Origin of the sequence: Bacillus sp. JJ1764 (genome assembly GCF_036962145.1) — a bacterium.
GTDB lineage: Bacteria > Bacillota > Bacilli > Bacillales > Cytobacillaceae > Neobacillus.
The window spans coordinates 4,426-20,336 of the sequence record NZ_JBALNY010000126.1; the positions used below are offsets into that span (position 1 = coordinate 4,426).

Sequence of the window (15,911 nt, forward strand, 5' to 3'; positions counted from 1 at the left end):
GGAGTCTTCGTGCCTTCCTCTCCAATCAACAGTGCCATTTAACACAGCCTATTAATTAGCAGAAATTTTTCCTTTGTTTATTATTCTAATAAATCCAATCATTACTCTGCATATAACCATTTTTAATACAATGCTAATAAAAGAGTGATCCCAAGTCCAACCCTTTTTCCAAGTAATTAATTTTGTATATCTAGCTGCAAATGTTTCTACTAGAACCTGCGGTAAGGCAAAAGGGAAGATTTTTAAACATATGCCAAATGGTCCACTGTTAAGTGTCTACTGATTATAATATAGAACCATTAGGGGATAGAGGATAAAATCAAAGGGAAGGTGAATTTTATATCGTTGGAATAGCTTTTCTGGATATTTTAGGTATCCCTTTGAAACTAAATAAAAATCTGCAAAGTAATTACCAATGGCACTTACAAGGTAAACGATAATCCAATCCTTAAAAGATCGTTTAACGATTGCGAAGGGTAATAAAGCTAATCCAGTAGCCGTTATGATCATTAAGGAAAGATAAGGAAGTCTTTTTTTGTTCATTTTTTCACCTCTCATATAATATTTTCTAAATGAAAACTTTTATGTAAAAGCATTGATTCATTTTTGCCAGAAAATACAGAATTATCTAAAGGCAAGTAAGGTAGAAAAAAATATTTTTTAAGGATACTGGGTCAGTCATTCCGCACGATATTTTAAACCGTATGGGGGAGCCCTTTTTTACTACTAAAGAGAACGGGACTGGACTAGGAATCATGATCTCCAAACAAATTATCGAAACCCATAACGGAAGTGTTCATTTCTGGAGTGACGAGATGGGCACAATTATTGAAGTGATCATCCCAATAACATCAAGGTCATTTACATGATTGAGCGATACGATGCTTACTAGTTTTTAAAATAAAAACCCTCAAGAGAGGGTTTTTTTCTAACCTAAATTGTTTTCATCAGTAGTATTAGCCATTTTCGCATTGGGATCAACAGTATTTGCACCGTAATCTGGAACGTGGCTTGCGTGTTCCTCGTGATATTTCGATCCCGAACCTTGTTTATACTTACCGATTTGAGATTGATTATTCATCCCTACTTGCTTTCCTGTCATCTTTTTCACCTCATCATTTCCTTGAAAAATGGTCCCTTGCTATTTTTAGAACGATTAATAAAAGGAGGTGAGCTAAATCGTAAGCTCATCTCCCTTAAAACTAACGACGATGTTCAACAAGGTCTATTACGCCTAATACTACGTGTGCTAAACCAAACCCAAAAACGGTATTTGCAATCATCTTATTCGAACCGCGTTTTTGTTTTAATGCGAAGCCGGTTGCAGTAACAGCTGTCCCTAAAGCAGTTGGTATTAAACCTTCACGAATATTATTCATCGCCATATCCCCCTACATCGCAGTTAGTGGTGTGATCACCATCCCTATTTTTCACCTTATTGGGATAAATATGCTTCAAATTAAAAGTTCCATATGGGATAAGGACTCATTTATTCTAATCATAAGATTGAAATTAACTTGTTTGAAAATGAAATGTACTAATATAATGACGAGGCGTCCCATAGCACAGTATTTGATTAAATGAAGGATAATCCGATTCAAAATAAATCATAATATTGGCATCAAGTAAATGTGGATTTTGAAAGAAGAAACCCCAGTCACCATATATGATAGCGGTGATAGCAAGCCTTAGTTCACGTTGAAAGATTATATACCGTTTTTTAGCCGTTTGTTCATTAAATTCCCCGCCACTTACATAAACTTTTCCTTGTAAGAAATATTGATTGTTTTGTAAAACAATTTCTGCTAAAAACTCATCACGTATATTTTTATTAATGGTAGACATATCGTACTGAAAACCAATACTCAAATACAACTCACCGGTACGATCTGAATGTGTCAATGTATATTTGCGGCCTTGAATAGGTATTGAATTAGAAGTATATGGCATAGTCTTTATTTTTAATTTATTGGGATTAAATTCAACAATAGGGAACACTCCTTCCAAAAAATAAATACTCCAAAATAAAGAAATACTGAATAAAAGGTTTTCCAATATGAATGAAAAAAATCCTCTTTTCAAATGATATTCATAGAAGGAGGTGATATTCATGCGTATTCTGCAAAAGATCGCTTTAGCTTTAGTTATAATTGGTGCAATAAACTGGGGATTAATTGGATTTTTTAAGTTTGATTTAGTAGCTGCCATCTTTGGAGGGCAGGGTTCCTTCTTAGCAAGAATAATCTATAGTCTTGTGGGGATTAGTGGTTTAATTTGTACAAGTATTTTAGTTACACCTTTTGGGCAGGAAAAGGCTGACCAAGTGAATAGACAAGGAAATAGAAATGCTAATTATGCGACTGAATTTAGTGAAGAGACAGATTTATCGGAGTATAAAAAAGAAAAATAGCCAATGATCAGGAAGATTTTACTCTTCCTGATCATTCATTTTTGTATACCCTTCATCCACTCTCCATAATTTCCCCGGCCAAAATGCATATCGGCCTAGGACAGTTGTGATGGCAGGTACTAGTAATGGCCTAACGACAAATGTATCTAGGATGACACCAATAGCCGTTACAATACCAAACTGCAGTAGCACTTGAATTGGTAAAGTAGCTAAGACTGCAAATGTCCCAGCAAGAATTAGCCCTGCAGATGTAATCACACTGCTAGTTTCATTTACCCCAAGTGAAATGGCCTGTTTATGAGAATGGGTTTCTTTGTATTTCCAAATACTTGATATCATAAAAATATTATAATCTTCTCCTAGAGCCACAAGGAAAACGAATGAATACAGTGGAATCAATCCTTGTATGGCAGGGATATTCAAACCGTAATGAATAAGCAGCCATCCAGCTCCAAGGGCAGAAACATAAGAAAGTAGTACGGTTAGAATTAAATAAACCATTGCAACTATCGATCGTAAATATAGTAGAAGTAGCAACGAAATAATGGCTATTACAATTGGTACTATCACTTTATAATCGTTGGTTGTTACTTTTTTTGTATCAAATAGGGTAGATGTTTCTCCACCAATCCAGTAGTGATCCTTAGGATTAATTCCCGCTTCCTTTAAAGTTGCAGAGACTTGTTTTGAGATTTCAGGAATCAAGTTTACCGATTTTGTTTCGTAGGGATCATATTTTAGGAATATCTCAAAGGATCGGTATTCATGATTTTTAGTGCCAACAGTTGGCTCGGAAACCTGTGCAACATAAGATAAGTTGCTTAGTTTCTGTTTAAAATCTATATTTTTTTCGTCTGTCTTGACAATAATTCGAACGGGAGCCAATTCACCAGGTGAGAAATGTTTTGCCATAATTTCAAAGCCTTCTCTTGATGGCATATCCGCAGGAAATGACTCGATTAAGTTTTGCGTATACTGAATACGAGGTGCAAAAGATGCTAATATTCCTAAAATCAAAACACTTACCATGATAACGGTCCAAGGCTTTACAGTAACCCATCTTCCCAAAACTTTCCCAAAACGACCATGCACTTCTCTTCGTTTCAGTTTCCTCCCTTTTCTTTCTTCCAATTCAAGAATCATTTTTTCAGTTCTTGGAATAAATGGATAGAAAGAAACCCTTCCAATAATAGCCAGAAGAGCAGGGAGAAGGGTTAAGGCAACAACTCCCATTATAAGGATGGCTAAACTAAAAGGTGTTGCAAATCTTTGATAGGAACCAAAATCTGCAAAATAAAGTGCAAAAAGACTGAGAACTACTGTTATAGCACTTATGAAGATCGCTCCGCCAGTGTGGTGTTTCGCACGTTGAAGGGCTTTATATTTATCTGGTTCTTCAAACAGGACTTCTCGGTATTTAGAAATTAAGAATAAACAATAATCGGTTCCTGCTCCAAAAAGTAACACAGTCATGATTGAAATAGCTTGTGAGTCAATAATGATAATGTCATGTTTTGCTAGGAAACCTAATATTGGACTTATCGCTCCATAAGCAAATCCTACCCCAATTAATGGGACAATTGCTAATACAGGGGAACGGTATAACAAAATTAACAAAATAAGCACCAAAGCCACTGTCGAAATCAACAAAGTAACATCCGCTTTACTAAATAGTTTGGTAGCATCTGTGGCAATGCCTACAGGACCCGAAAAGCGAACATGCAACCCTTTATGATGCAAATCTTCATCAAAAATTGATTTTGATTGAAATGTTACCAACTTAGCTTTTAATGTTTTTAGATCTGAACTTAGGTCATCAGTACTCGCATTTTTTTTCATAAAAATGGGTGTAATGATCGTTGTATGATCTTCTGATGACAGCCCTTTAAGCGCTACCAATGGCATATTTGATAGTGGAGGTATGTTACTTTGTTCAGTTAAAGGGGTTTTTTGCAGATGTTGATATAATTTTGAAACTACCTGATAATCCTGGTCAGTTAATCCTTCAGCTCTGTACCAAACTAGTAGCAATGGAGTACCATTATTATTTGGAAATTGTTCTGCAACTATTTTTGCAGCACGCATAGACATAGCACTTTTTGGTAAGTTAGCAGCACTATTATCAGCTAATTTATTGACATTTGGGAATGTGGAAGAAAGAATACCTACAAGTACAATCCAAATTCCAACTGTTACCCATCTTCCCCTTCTACTTATAATGGCTCTTATCAATAAAGACAAAGAATTTTTCAACACTTTCTCCATCTCCCCCTTCATACAAATTACTACGATGTAAATTAATTATATATACTGGTCAGTTAATTATCAATCTATTTATTACTATATATGGTAAAATAATAAATAACAATTGAAGTGGTACATTGGATATTAAATAAACCATTACTTTTTAATAAGGAGCATGTTTTTTATGGAGCAAAATTATAGTAGACCAATTGGGAGGCCAAAAGCGAATGAAACCCAGGTTCCAACAAGTGATTTAATCCTGCAAGTTGCTACGAAACTTTTCCTAGAGTTTGGGTATCAAAAGGTCTCAATTGATGAAGTTGCTAAAGAAGCTGGGATGACGAAGGCTACCGTATATTATTATTACAATTCTAAAGCAGAACTTTATAAAGAGGCGATGGTAGCGCTAATGGGAAGAGTTCAACAAATCATATTAAAAAAAATGGAAGAAAATAAGTCTTTATATGAAAGGTTGATGGATATCACAATCGCACATTTGAAAGCAACTACCTCTGTTGATTTGGAAGGATTCATGAGAGAAACTAAGACTTCACTTACAGAAGAACAGGTGCTTGAAATGAAATTAGCAGAGGAAAAGATGTTTGCGAGTATTGAACAGGGATTTAAAAAGGCAATAGACACTGGAGAAATTCCAAACATAAATACAAAGTTCGCTGCACACGCATATATAGCTTTAATTAAGGTTGGAAATTACAAAAATTCTTATGGTATGCCCATTTTCCAATCCATACAGGAAACGGCAGAAAGCCTTCTTCTTGTTTTTTGGAGGGGGTTTTTCGGAGAGCCTATTCCTTCGACACTCTAAAATAGGATATTAAGAACTAGGATCATAATCAGGAGATATTCTTCCTGATTATTTTGTTTTACTATAAGAAAATGAATCATCACCTGAAATTATTTTGAATTATTGGGCAAAAAATTCCATAATATGATGCAAACCTTAGTGATAAGTAAAAAATGGTCTCTTGCTGGAGGTTAATCAATGAAAAAAGAAAAAATGATGGCAGACCAATTACAATGTATGTTTTTAGAAGGTAAACTAAGTGGTTTTAAAGAATCATATATAAATCTCATAACAAGAAAGTTGAGAACAGGAAAGGTATCTATAATTGAATTAATGCAAGAAGATCCTATTCTTAAAGAAAGGATCCAAGAAGCTCTAGTTCGAATTGAATCTGAAATATTAATTTAAAACAATCATCGAAGGGTTGCACTGCAACTCTTTTTATTTTGCTCTAGCCAATATTAAAATTAGATTAGCTGCTTTGATGTCGTAAATGTTACAAAGGATGATATACAAATATTAATTTAGGATTTGAGTAAAAAATCCAACGCCCCTAAAATATTTTTTGGGGAATTGGTTAAATTATGAACTGCGGAAACAAAACAAAAGGAGGAATAAATATGAATACTCAATACTTGGCACCACATGAAACATATGAACTTCATGAATTGTTAACTTTCAAAAATATTTGTCTAACGAAGTCTGCCACTATGAGTGGATTAGTTCAAGATCCACAATTAAAAAGCATTTTAGAACAAGACGTAACAAAAACTAAAGAGCAAGTTCAACGTATACAAGAATTTATGACAAATCGGGGTGCTCAATAATGGCAGGATTTATGCAAAATATGGCTGGTATGGGTGCTATGTCAGATCAAGTTATTGCAACTGACTTCTTAATTGCAGCCAAAACAGGTGTGAAAAATATAGCAATGGCTATTACAGAAACATCAACGCCAGAAGTGAGGCAGACATTAAAACAATATTTAATGGATGCGGTTGATACTCATGAACAAATATTTAAGTATATGGTCGATAAAGGATATTATCACCCAAACAACCTAACTGAGCAATTGAATGTGGATATTACTGCCTCACAAACAGCGATGAATCTATCTCAACAATAAAAATTAAAGCCTCTATTAAATAGGGGCCTTTTATGTCTAAGCATAAAATCAAAAAAACTCAAATGAAAAAATGAATGAGAGTGGGACTTATATGTATTTCTACAAAGAAGATTTAATCAACGTTATTGTACCTGATAAACCAGACCCTTCAGCAGCAAAAGTGCTTCAAGAAACTCTAGGTGGTCGATTTGGTGAAATGAGAACAATGATGCAGTTTTTCTTTCAAAGTTCGAATTTCCGGGGGAATCAGAAGAAATACCGTGATTTAATAAGGGGAGTTTTCCTTGAAGAAATTAGTCATGTTGAATTAGTACAAACAACTATTAATCAGCTATTAAACGGATCCGGAGAAGATGCAGTTGGTGCCGCAGGCGAAACAGGTGCTCCACTTGAAGAAGCCATTAAGCACGCAAATCCACACCATTTTATCATGGGAGCACAAAGTTCACTCCCTGTAGATGCCGCCGGAAACCCTTGGAACGGGAACTATGTTTATAGTCATGGTAACTTAATTAGTGATTTGTTAGATAATGTGGTTTTAGAATCCACTGGAGTTCTCCAAAAAACCCGAATCTATGAAATGAGTTCGAATAAGACATTTAGGGAAACCCTTGCTTTCTTAATTGTTCGAGACAATGCACATCAAAATGCTTTTGCTAAAGCTTTAGAAACACTTGGAGTGGATTGGGCCAAAATTTTCCCTATACCCAATTATGATATCAATAAGTATCCTGAATGTCGTAAATATGTTGAAATGGGATTTCATAACGCGCAATTTAATTTTAGATTAGATAATACTCTTATAGGTGAAATATTTAATGGTGAATCCCCAAGTAGAAACAGTGGGGAATTAAGAGTCTCTCCTCCACCTGAGGGGTTCCCAGTCCCACAACTTCCAGAAATGCCAAATGAACATAGTCCCGGGTTATCTGATTTAAATGCTTAATGGAGTCCTATTTAGGGCTCTTATTTAATTCTTTATGTTGTTAGATTCGGAAAAGTAATTTTTAATTTGTTACGGTGTTGGAAATGCTATAGATGTGCTTAGAGAAGGGTGGCACGGTAAATGAATAACTTTTCATATATGTTAAGGAGGGCAACAATGGGAATATTAAGTGGAAATCCAAAAGAAGAACCATTACATTACGGTGAGGTTTTTGATCTTTGGTCTTCAGTGCTAGCAGGTAATGGAATGATAGCAGGTTATCAAACCATGATGAACCATGCTGGTGACGAGGATCTAAAGAAATTATTAATGGAGGCTATTGAAACTTGTCAGCAGGAAAAAAAACAGGTAGAAGTATTATTAAAGGAAAATGGTATTGGCTTACCTCCTGCTTCTCCAGAACCCCCAGAAGCTTGTTTAGAAGATATCCCAGTTGGTGCTAGAGTCCCTGATCCAGCCATTGCTGCTACACTCTCAGCAGATCTTGCTGCAGGATTGGTTCTTAGCAGCCAAATAATCGGTAAATCAATTCGAGAAGATATTGCTATGATGTTTGTTCAAATCCATAATCAAAAAGCCGCATTAGGGGCAAAAGTACTTCGTTTAAATAAAGAGAAGGGCTGGCTCATACCGCCACCGTTACACCTCAATAAAAAGGGTGACTGTTAACTGAATAACTTGAACTTTACAAAGAGGCTGTCTTTAGATAAGACAATCTCTTTTTTTGTAAATATGGAAATATGTTTATGGACATGTAGCAAGCGCTATTTTCATAAAATGTACAAGTTGACCTAAATTTATGGAGGTGATGTATTTGAGTATTACCATATTAATGAGTTACATACTATTGGGATTTACATTAGCAGCACCCATTGGTTCTGTAAATTCTGCACGGTTGGATAAAGGGATCAAGAATGGGTTCTTGCATTCTTGGATTGTTGGAGTAGGCTCGATGATAGCTGATGGGATATTTATGTTGATGGTATATCTAGGAATGGTTCAATTTTTAGGTGTTCCAATTGTACAAATTTTTTTATGGTTATTCGGAGGTTTTATCCTAATTTACTCTGGTATTGAAAGTATTAAAAATGAAAATAAGATTTCCTTAACCTATACACGATCCAAGGATTCATTACTTAAATGTTTTTTTACAGGTTTTATTTTATCGATTTCCAGTCCTTTATCTATTCTCTTTTGGCTAGGGATTTATGGATCTGTTTTAGCAAAAACCGCCCAAACGAATGGAACAGAGTCCCTTTTGATTTATAGCAGTATGATATTCCTTGGTCTAACTTTTTGGGATATTTTTGTTGCAGCTCTCACTACAGGTTTTAGGAAGCTATTAAATCTAAAAACCCTAATTACGATATCGATTGTGTCTGGAACGTCCTTAATTGCTTTTGGAATATACTTTGGTTATCAGGGGATACAAGCCCTTTAATAAAGGATTCATCTGGAAATTAGTAAACATTATTTAAATATTTTCTTTAAAAGGTACAACAATAATAAATGTAAATGGATAAGGCACTCCATCCTGAGTGTCTATTTTGCCTCAAAAATACGATCTAATTTTTAACGGTGAATGTATTTCGAATAAGCTGTAGGGTTAAATGAAAGCAGGTAAAAGTAATGAGTACATGTGAGTTATGCAGACGAAGTGAGGTTGAAATAAAAATTCATCACCTCCTTCCAAAAGAAATGGGAGGAACATTTGGTGCAATTGCTGAACTGTGTATTCCATGTCATAAACAAATTCACGCACTATATACTAATGAAGAAATTTCTGCGCGCTTGACAACAGTAAAAGAACTAAGAGAAGATCAACAACTGCAGAGTTTTATAAAATGGATACGAAAACAACCTGCCACTAAGTTAATGAAAATTAACAAATCAAATAATCGAAAACACAATAGGTGGTAACTTGTTTCTGTTAAAAATAACAAGAATGATCATCTATCTATTAGCTGAATTTTTCTAAAGTGACAAAGTGCCTTGTCACCTTATTTTTTCTATAGTAAACTTTTATTGATTTTATTTTTTTGGAGGGTATGGGATGCCAACACCGAGTATGGAAGATTATATCGAACAAATATATATATTAATTGAAGAAAAAGGATACGCCCGGGTTTCTGATATTGCGGAAGCGCTATCTGTTCATCCCTCCTCAGTGACAAAAATGGTTCAAAAACTCGATAAAGATGAGTATTTAGTCTATGAAAAGTATCGAGGTCTTGTGTTAACATCAAAAGGGAAAAAAATCGGTAAAAGGTTAGTGTTTCGGCATGATTTGCTGGAACAATTCTTAAAGATAATTGGTGTGAAGGATGAAAATATCTACACAGACGTTGAAGGGATCGAGCATCATTTAAGCTGGGATGCCATCGATCGAATCGTAGACCTTGTTCAGTTCTTTGAAGATGATACCTCACGTATTGAAGCATTAAAAGAAATCCAAAAACAAAATGAACATGAATAAACTCCTTTACTTTAGAGACTCCACGGAACGTGCAATAGCGTAACCGCGGAGTTCTTTTTTTTGAAAGCTCTAATTTAAAATAAATTGGGGTAGTGATCAAATGATGAATCGTTTAACGGCATTAAGGTTGGGGCTCCATCGAATCCTTCAATGGATTGAACCCCTTGCAGATCCCCATTTTCAGCCTCTATAATTGCTTTTTGATAGGAAATGACCCGTCCCCCGGATGTGACAAAGTTAATAATTTCACCGAAATGATTTCGATGTAAAGCTACAATCGTTTCCAAAATTGTTTCCTCCATTATGATAAGTATTCCTTATATTTTGTCAAGATTAACCAAATAATAAACCATGGAGATGAAAAAACTCGCCATATAGGCGAGCTGCTATCCCCAAATAAATGGGGTTTCTTGGTATACATAATAGTTAAGCCAGTTGGAAAAGAATAGATGTCCATGGGAACGCCAGCGATTGATTGGCGGTTGAGTAGGATCATTATTAGGAAAATAGTTTTCCGGCATATGAATCTCCAAGCCTTTATTTAAATCTCTCTCATATTCCTGTGCCAAACTATCTGCTTCATATTCTAAATGACCAGTTATCATCACATGCTTACGATCTCTGGAAGATATTAATAAAGCACCAGCTTCTTCAGATGCGGCTAACAATTTCAAGTGTGGATGACTTTTAATGGCCTCAATAGAAACATCTGTATAACGGGAATGTGGTGCATAAAACTGATCATCAAATCCACGCAACAAAATATCGTTTTGTTCAAATATACGATGTGGATAGATACCAGAACATTTTCGAGATAATTCGAACTTTCCGATTCCAAAATGATAGAATAATGCAGCCTGTGCCCCCCAGCAAATATGTAATGTCGAGGTTACATTAGTATTGGTCCAATCCATAATCTCCTTTAATTCAGACCAATATTTTACCTGCTCGAATTCCAATAATTCCACTGGAGCACCGGTAATAATCATCCCGTCAAATTTGTGATTCTTCACTTGATCAAAGGTCGTATAAAATTGCTCAAGATGCTGTTTACTAGTATGTGTTGACTCATATGAAATGGTTTTAAGGAACCTTACATTAACCTGTAACGGGCTGTTCCCTAACAATCTTAATAATTGCGTTTCGGCTTTTTCCTTCTCAGGCATTAAATTCAAGATCAAAATATTTAATGGCCTGATGTCCTGGCTGGTTGCTCGATCATCGTCCATGATAAAAACGTTTTCCTGTTCTAATACTTCCCGGGCAGGCAGAAGTTTTGGAATATTAATAGGCAAGCGATCATCCCCTTTCAATTTTTGAATGCTAAATTCATTAATACAACGTCATAACACGAAAAGTCAACAATATTTTAAAAATTCAATAATAATATTATAAACATTATTACAAGTTCAGAAAAGATAATAATTTTTTTATATTTTTAACTCGGAATGGTACGCCTCCTTTGTTACAATTAATGTTAGAGAGTTATTATTTCAGAATGCGGGGGAATATTTTGCTAATGAAGACATCAGTTAAGTCAGATATTGAAATTGCTCAAGCATCAAAAATGAAACCTATCGTTGAAATCGCCAAAAACATTGGTTTGGATGAGGACGATATTGAATCTTTTGGGAAATATAAAGCGAAGCTATCGAACGAAGCACTGGCAAAAATAAAAACAAATAAAAGTGGAAAAATTATTTTAGTAACAGCAATCAGCCCTACTCCTGCAGGTGAGGGTAAGTCAACCGTTACAGTCGGACTGGGAGATGCCTTCAACCGAATTGGAAAAAAAGCCATGATTGCCATGCGTGAGCCTTCTTTAGGACCAACGATGGGGATAAAGGGTGGTGCAACGGGAGGCGGCTATTCACAAGTATTGCCAATGGAAGATATTAATCTCCATTTCACAGGTGATCTCCATGCCATTACTGCGGCAAATAATGCACTTGCAGCTTTACTCGATAACCATCTTCAGCAAGGAAATGAACTTAATATCGATCAACGCAGGATTGTATGGAAACGAGCTGTTGATTTAAATGATCGTGCGTTAAGAAAGGTAATCATCGGCCTCGGGGGACCATTACAAGGCGTTCCAAGAGAAGATGGTTTTGATATTACCGTAGCCTCTGAGATAATGGCAGTTTTATGTTTAGCAACGGATATCAAAGATTTAAAACTGCGCTTGTCCCGTATCGTTGTTGCCTATAACTATAATAAGGAGCCTGTAACAGTAGGTGATTTAGGGGTTGAAGGGGCATTAACGTTACTATTAAAAGATGCGATTAAGCCAAATCTCGTTCAAACGATTGAACATACTCCTGCCCTGATTCACGGCGGACCGTTTGCCAATATTGCACACGGCTGTAATAGTGTGATAGCCACCCTTGCTGCTTCAAAATTGGCTGACTATGTGATTACTGAAGCGGGGTTTGGTGCAGATTTGGGGGCTGAGAAATTTTTACATATTAAGTCCCGGAGTGCTGGTATAAAACCGGAGGCTGTTGTCGTTGTGGCTACCATCCGGGCGTTGAAAATGCATGGCGGTGTTCCTAAAACTGAACTGGCTAAGGAGAACATTCCAGCATTGACCCTTGGATTTGCTAATCTTCAAAGGCATATTGAAACGATTAAAAGTTTTGGTCTTCCTGTCGTCGTTGCCATTAATAAATTTATAACGGATACCGATCTTGAGGTAAAGACCTTATTAGAATGGTGCCAGCGAGAAAATATTTCAGTTGCTTTGACAGAAGTTTGGGAAAAAGGCGGCGAAGGCGGAATAGAATTGGCTAATAAGCTATTAGAAATCATTGAAAAAGGCGAAAATAAATTTCAACCACTTTATGAATTATCAGATTCGTTGGAAGATAAAGTGAGGACGATTGTTCAAAAAGTCTATGGTGGAAAAGATGTGGAGTTTTCACCTAAAGCCAAGAAACAGTTACTTGATTTTGAAAAATTTGGCTGGTCCCATTTGGCCATTTGTATGGCAAAAACCCAGTACTCTTTATCAGATGATCCTTCAAAACTTGGCAGACCATCTGACTTTACCATCACAATTAGAGAATTTAAGCCTTCCATTGGTGCCGGATTTATTGTTGCCTTAACAGGTGAGGTTATGACCATGCCAGGACTACCTAAGAGACCGGCTGCCTTAAATATGGATGTTGATGAAAATGGAAATGCGGTAGGACTATTCTAGTTAGCAGAAATCGGCTATTTCGCCGATTTCTTTTATTTGGAGGTGCTTTATGTTTGATCCAACTGCTTTTGATAATATGAAAGTCGTCATTGAAGGAGCCCTTTATGATTTTGATATGCAGGGAACCATCGTTATTACTGATCGAAATGATTGGCACAATTTAGCGAAAATGGCGCGTTTGTTTTCAGTCAGCTTTTCTCTGCCTAATAGCAAAATGGAAGCGAAGATGGAGCTAGAAACTGGTATCTTAAATTTAGCTGCAGAACTTCTGCCTGATACAGTAGCGGAAAAGAATGCTGGCTGTTTTGTTCGCCTGCAATTCACCATGGAACTCGAAGATAATATCGAAAATTTCCAAACGGTTGAGGTAATTTTAAAAAAAGTCTGGGGAGAAACAAGGATTATGAAACAAACTGTAGAATATAATCCCTTAGGCAAGCAGCCAATAGTAAAAAATAGGATAATGATCGATTTTGATAGACTGATCAAGGAAGAACAAATGGAAGACTTGGTGGAAATGACCGAATTCATGGTCATCACTCTTCAACAGTTGCAAAATTTCCTGGACGGTCAATGATTAGGAGGACCAAGATGTCAATTTATCAGTTTCGAGCAAAAACAATTGATGGAAACGAAGTATCATTGAAGGAATTTGAAGGTAAAGTTTTATTAATTGTAAACACAGCAAGTAAATGCGGATTCACACCTCAATATAAAGATCTGCAAGGACTTTATGAAACATACAAAGATAAGGGCTTGACTGTCTTGGGATTTCCATGCAACCAATTCATGAGCCAAGAACCCAGAGAGGAAGCGGAAATTAAATCATTCTGTGAAACAAACTACGGGGTGACATTTCCCATGTTTGCAAAAGTAGATGTGAATGGCGTCTATACGCATCCGTTATTTGACTATCTCAAGAAACAAACACCTGGATTGCTTGGCATGAGTATGGTGAAATGGAATTTTACTAAGTTTCTTGTGGATTCTAAAGGAAATGTTGTAAAGAGATACTCTCCAAATACTAAGCCAAGTGAACTGACTAAAGATATTGAAGCCTTACTGTAGAATATCGGCGGTGTAGATGGTTGTTTTTACGATAAAAATTAAGGGGAGGATGTAATTGGCAAAAACGGCTTGGGTAACTGACAGTACGGCATTTTTGGATGAAGAATTGAAAAATCATCCAGACCTTTACTCAGTTCATCTTTCTGTCATCCTTGATGGTGAATCCTACGCTGATGGGATTGAGTTGACACCGGAGCAGCTTTTTGAACGACTAAAACAGGTAAAATCACCGCCAAAGACGTCCCAGCCTTCTGTAGGTGCATTCCAAGCATTATACGAACAATTATCAAAAGACTACGATCAAATCGTTGCTGTGCTGCTCTCAGGGAAATTAAGCGGAACTGTCTCATCCAGTGAGCAGGCTGCAAAATTAGTTGAGATTCCAGTTGTCACTTTTGACTCGAATATCTTAACCATGCCAATGGCTGCATTATTAAAAAAGGGAATGGAATTACTAGAAGCCGGTAACAGCCTTAACTCCGTGATCGAAACATTAACTGCGTATCGAGACACCAACGAGACTTACGTCCTTGTGGGAAGTCTCGAGCAACTTCATCGCGGCGGAAGATTAACTGGCTTGCAATTTTTTCTTGGCAGTATGTTGAATGTGAAACCGATTATAGCTTTTGATCAAGGTGCACTATATGTAAAGGAAAAAGTCCGCAGTGAGAAAAAGGCGAAGGAAAAAATTCTTGATTACTTTAAGCAATCCTATGGAAAACATCATTTTAAAGAGGTTTATATTTTATATGGATTGCATCAGGAACAGGCAAAAGAATGGCAACAGGAACTGCAGGCTGAATATCCGGAGTTACAGGTTTCAACATCACCATTAGGAGCTGTGATCGGAGTGCATGCCGGAGAAAACACTTTGGGAATTAGTTGGTTTAATAATTTGACTTAATTTAAGAGGTGTCCACGGTTTATCCCGTGGGCTTTTTTTTGACTTCATGATAAAATAGCTAGGATAAAGGCAGGTGCTATGAAGTGAAAGATCACATCATTAAACAAACAGAAGAATTTGTCCGTCATGAATTGAGTGAAGATTCGACTGGACATGATTGGTACCATGTTGACAGAGTCAGACGAAATGCTTTACATATATGCAAAGAGGAACAAGCTGGAGACCTGTTTATCGTGGAAATGGCGGCCCTCCTTCATGATATCCCAGATGAAAAAATCAATGAAAGTATTGAAAAAGGCGAGCAAAAACTTGAGAACTTTTTACAATCAATATCACTAACTGCTGGTGAAAAAAGTCAAATTAAGCAAATCATCTCAACGATTTCATTCAAAGGAGGTAATTTCGCAAAATTAGAATCCATTGAAGCAGAAATCGTCCAGGATGCCGATCGGTTGGATGCAATTGGCGCTATTGGAATAGCCCGTGCATTTGCGTATGGAGGTAAAAAGGGCCAGCCTATTTATAACCCCGAAATAAAAGTAAGAGAGGGAATGACTCTAGAAGAATATCGAAAAGGGAAATCGACGAGCATTCATCATTTTTATGAAAAACTGTTAAAATTAAAGGATCTTTTAAACACGGATAGTGCTAAAAAAATGGCACGAAGCAAACAGCAAATGATGCAACTCTTTTTAGACCAATTTTTTCAAGAATGGAATGGTAAGTAGTC

22 protein-coding genes and 1 pseudogene are annotated in these 15,911 nt (G+C 36.3%); 16 read left to right on the forward strand and 7 right to left on the reverse strand.

Annotated features, from left to right (window positions below; genetic code table 11):
• Nucleotides 1–51: 51 nt before the first annotated feature.
• A pseudogene (locus tag V7083_RS16850) lies at nucleotides 52–558 on the reverse strand (CBO0543 family protein).
• Between the two features lie 95 nt (nucleotides 559–653).
• On the opposite strand from V7083_RS16850, the gene V7083_RS16855 reads away from it, so the two are divergent.
• A complete protein-coding gene (locus V7083_RS16855; RefSeq protein WP_335480099.1) occupies nucleotides 654–869 on the forward strand; it encodes an ATP-binding protein in 216 nt (71 codons plus the stop codon).
• Nucleotides 870–928: 59 nt separating this feature from the next.
• Here the strand turns inward: V7083_RS16855 and V7083_RS16860 are convergent, their stop codons facing one another.
• The 3 genes from V7083_RS16860 to V7083_RS16870 all read right to left on the reverse strand — a co-directional run bounded on the left by V7083_RS16860 (nucleotide 929) and on the right by V7083_RS16870 (nucleotide 1,998).
• Entirely contained in the window at nucleotides 929–1,102 is a 174-nt protein-coding gene (locus V7083_RS16860) for a hypothetical protein (protein WP_335479958.1), read from the reverse strand.
• A gap of 100 nt (nucleotides 1,103–1,202) precedes the next feature.
• Nucleotides 1,203–1,379, reverse strand: coding sequence for an asparagine synthase (locus V7083_RS16865; protein ID WP_335480102.1), 177 nt, complete (start codon nucleotides 1,377–1,379; stop codon nucleotides 1,203–1,205).
• A 133-nt stretch (nucleotides 1,380–1,512) separates the two neighbouring features.
• The gene (locus V7083_RS16870; RefSeq protein WP_335480104.1) at nucleotides 1,513–1,998 is read right to left on the reverse strand and encodes a staygreen family protein; all 486 of its coding nucleotides are present in this window, start codon (nucleotides 1,996–1,998) and stop codon (nucleotides 1,513–1,515) included.
• A 112-nt stretch (nucleotides 1,999–2,110) separates the two neighbouring features.
• Here V7083_RS16870 and V7083_RS16875 point away from each other — a divergent pair, with 112 nt between their 5' ends.
• Nucleotides 2,111–2,410 carry a DUF378 domain-containing protein gene (locus tag V7083_RS16875; protein ID WP_335479960.1) on the forward strand — a complete coding sequence of 100 codons (300 nt, stop codon included), beginning with the start codon at nucleotides 2,111–2,113 and terminating at the stop codon, nucleotides 2,408–2,410.
• A gap of 18 nt (nucleotides 2,411–2,428) precedes the next feature.
• Here V7083_RS16875 and V7083_RS16880 read toward each other — a convergent pair whose 3' ends face one another.
• On the reverse strand, nucleotides 2,429–4,666 hold the full coding sequence (locus V7083_RS16880; RefSeq protein WP_335479962.1) for an MMPL family transporter: 2,238 nt from the start codon (nucleotides 4,664–4,666) through the stop codon (nucleotides 2,429–2,431).
• Between the two features lie 172 nt (nucleotides 4,667–4,838).
• On the opposite strand from V7083_RS16880, the gene V7083_RS16885 reads away from it, so the two are divergent.
• The 9 genes from V7083_RS16885 (at nucleotide 4,839) to mntR (ending at nucleotide 10,007) form a co-directional block, all read left to right on the forward strand.
• On the forward strand, nucleotides 4,839–5,480 hold the full coding sequence (locus V7083_RS16885) for a TetR/AcrR family transcriptional regulator (protein WP_335479964.1): 642 nt from the start codon (nucleotides 4,839–4,841) through the stop codon (nucleotides 5,478–5,480).
• Nucleotides 5,481–5,657: 177 nt separating this feature from the next.
• Nucleotides 5,658–5,867, forward strand: a complete 210-nt coding sequence (locus V7083_RS16890; RefSeq protein WP_335479966.1) for a hypothetical protein — start codon at nucleotides 5,658–5,660, stop codon at nucleotides 5,865–5,867.
• A 212-nt stretch (nucleotides 5,868–6,079) separates the two neighbouring features.
• On the forward strand, nucleotides 6,080–6,286 hold the full coding sequence (locus V7083_RS16895) for a DUF892 family protein (protein WP_335479969.1): 207 nt from the start codon (nucleotides 6,080–6,082) through the stop codon (nucleotides 6,284–6,286).
• Nucleotides 6,286–6,585, forward strand: coding sequence for a spore coat protein (locus V7083_RS16900; RefSeq protein ID WP_335479971.1), 300 nt, complete (start codon nucleotides 6,286–6,288; stop codon nucleotides 6,583–6,585). The genes V7083_RS16895 and V7083_RS16900 overlap by 1 nt, the downstream gene beginning before the upstream one ends.
• Before the next feature lie 91 nt (nucleotides 6,586–6,676).
• Nucleotides 6,677–7,531 carry a manganese catalase family protein gene (locus tag V7083_RS16905; protein ID WP_335479973.1) on the forward strand — a complete coding sequence of 285 codons (855 nt, stop codon included), beginning with the start codon at nucleotides 6,677–6,679 and terminating at the stop codon, nucleotides 7,529–7,531.
• A gap of 156 nt (nucleotides 7,532–7,687) precedes the next feature.
• Nucleotides 7,688–8,200: a DUF3231 family protein gene (locus V7083_RS16910; RefSeq protein WP_335479975.1), complete on the forward strand. Its 513-nt coding sequence runs from the start codon at nucleotides 7,688–7,690 to the stop codon at nucleotides 8,198–8,200.
• Between the two features lie 145 nt (nucleotides 8,201–8,345).
• Nucleotides 8,346–8,972: a LysE family transporter gene (locus V7083_RS16915; protein ID WP_335479978.1), complete on the forward strand. Its 627-nt coding sequence runs from the start codon at nucleotides 8,346–8,348 to the stop codon at nucleotides 8,970–8,972.
• A gap of 188 nt (nucleotides 8,973–9,160) precedes the next feature.
• Entirely contained in the window at nucleotides 9,161–9,451 is a 291-nt protein-coding gene (locus V7083_RS16920; RefSeq protein ID WP_335479980.1) for an HNH endonuclease, read from the forward strand.
• Between the two features lie 133 nt (nucleotides 9,452–9,584).
• Complete coding sequence (gene mntR, locus V7083_RS16925; RefSeq protein ID WP_335479982.1) at nucleotides 9,585–10,007, forward strand: transcriptional regulator MntR; 423 nt, start codon at nucleotides 9,585–9,587, stop codon at nucleotides 10,005–10,007.
• A 74-nt stretch (nucleotides 10,008–10,081) separates the two neighbouring features.
• Here the strand turns inward: mntR and V7083_RS16930 are convergent, their stop codons facing one another.
• Together V7083_RS16930 and metA are read right to left on the reverse strand one after the other, a co-directional pair.
• Entirely contained in the window at nucleotides 10,082–10,294 is a 213-nt protein-coding gene (locus V7083_RS16930) for a DUF3892 domain-containing protein (protein WP_335479984.1), read from the reverse strand.
• Nucleotides 10,295–10,393: 99 nt separating this feature from the next.
• Entirely contained in the window at nucleotides 10,394–11,302 is a 909-nt protein-coding gene (metA, locus tag V7083_RS16935; RefSeq protein ID WP_335479988.1) for a homoserine O-acetyltransferase MetA, read from the reverse strand.
• 224 nt (nucleotides 11,303–11,526) lie between these two features.
• Here metA and V7083_RS16940 point away from each other — a divergent pair, with 224 nt between their 5' ends.
• The 5 genes from V7083_RS16940 (at nucleotide 11,527) to V7083_RS16960 (ending at nucleotide 15,909) form a co-directional block, all read left to right on the forward strand.
• The gene (locus V7083_RS16940) at nucleotides 11,527–13,209 is read left to right on the forward strand and encodes a formate--tetrahydrofolate ligase (protein WP_438823736.1); all 1,683 of its coding nucleotides are present in this window, start codon (nucleotides 11,527–11,529) and stop codon (nucleotides 13,207–13,209) included.
• 49 nt (nucleotides 13,210–13,258) lie between these two features.
• Nucleotides 13,259–13,786, forward strand: coding sequence for a hypothetical protein (locus V7083_RS16945; RefSeq protein WP_335479993.1), 528 nt, complete (start codon nucleotides 13,259–13,261; stop codon nucleotides 13,784–13,786).
• Nucleotides 13,787–13,800: 14 nt separating this feature from the next.
• A complete protein-coding gene (locus V7083_RS16950) occupies nucleotides 13,801–14,277 on the forward strand; it encodes a glutathione peroxidase (protein WP_335479996.1) in 477 nt (158 codons plus the stop codon).
• A gap of 55 nt (nucleotides 14,278–14,332) precedes the next feature.
• Complete coding sequence (locus tag V7083_RS16955; protein WP_335479998.1) at nucleotides 14,333–15,181, forward strand: DegV family protein; 849 nt, start codon at nucleotides 14,333–14,335, stop codon at nucleotides 15,179–15,181.
• A gap of 83 nt (nucleotides 15,182–15,264) precedes the next feature.
• Nucleotides 15,265–15,909 carry an HD domain-containing protein gene (locus V7083_RS16960; RefSeq protein ID WP_335480001.1) on the forward strand — a complete coding sequence of 215 codons (645 nt, stop codon included), beginning with the start codon at nucleotides 15,265–15,267 and terminating at the stop codon, nucleotides 15,907–15,909.
• Nucleotides 15,910–15,911: the final 2 nt, after the last annotated feature.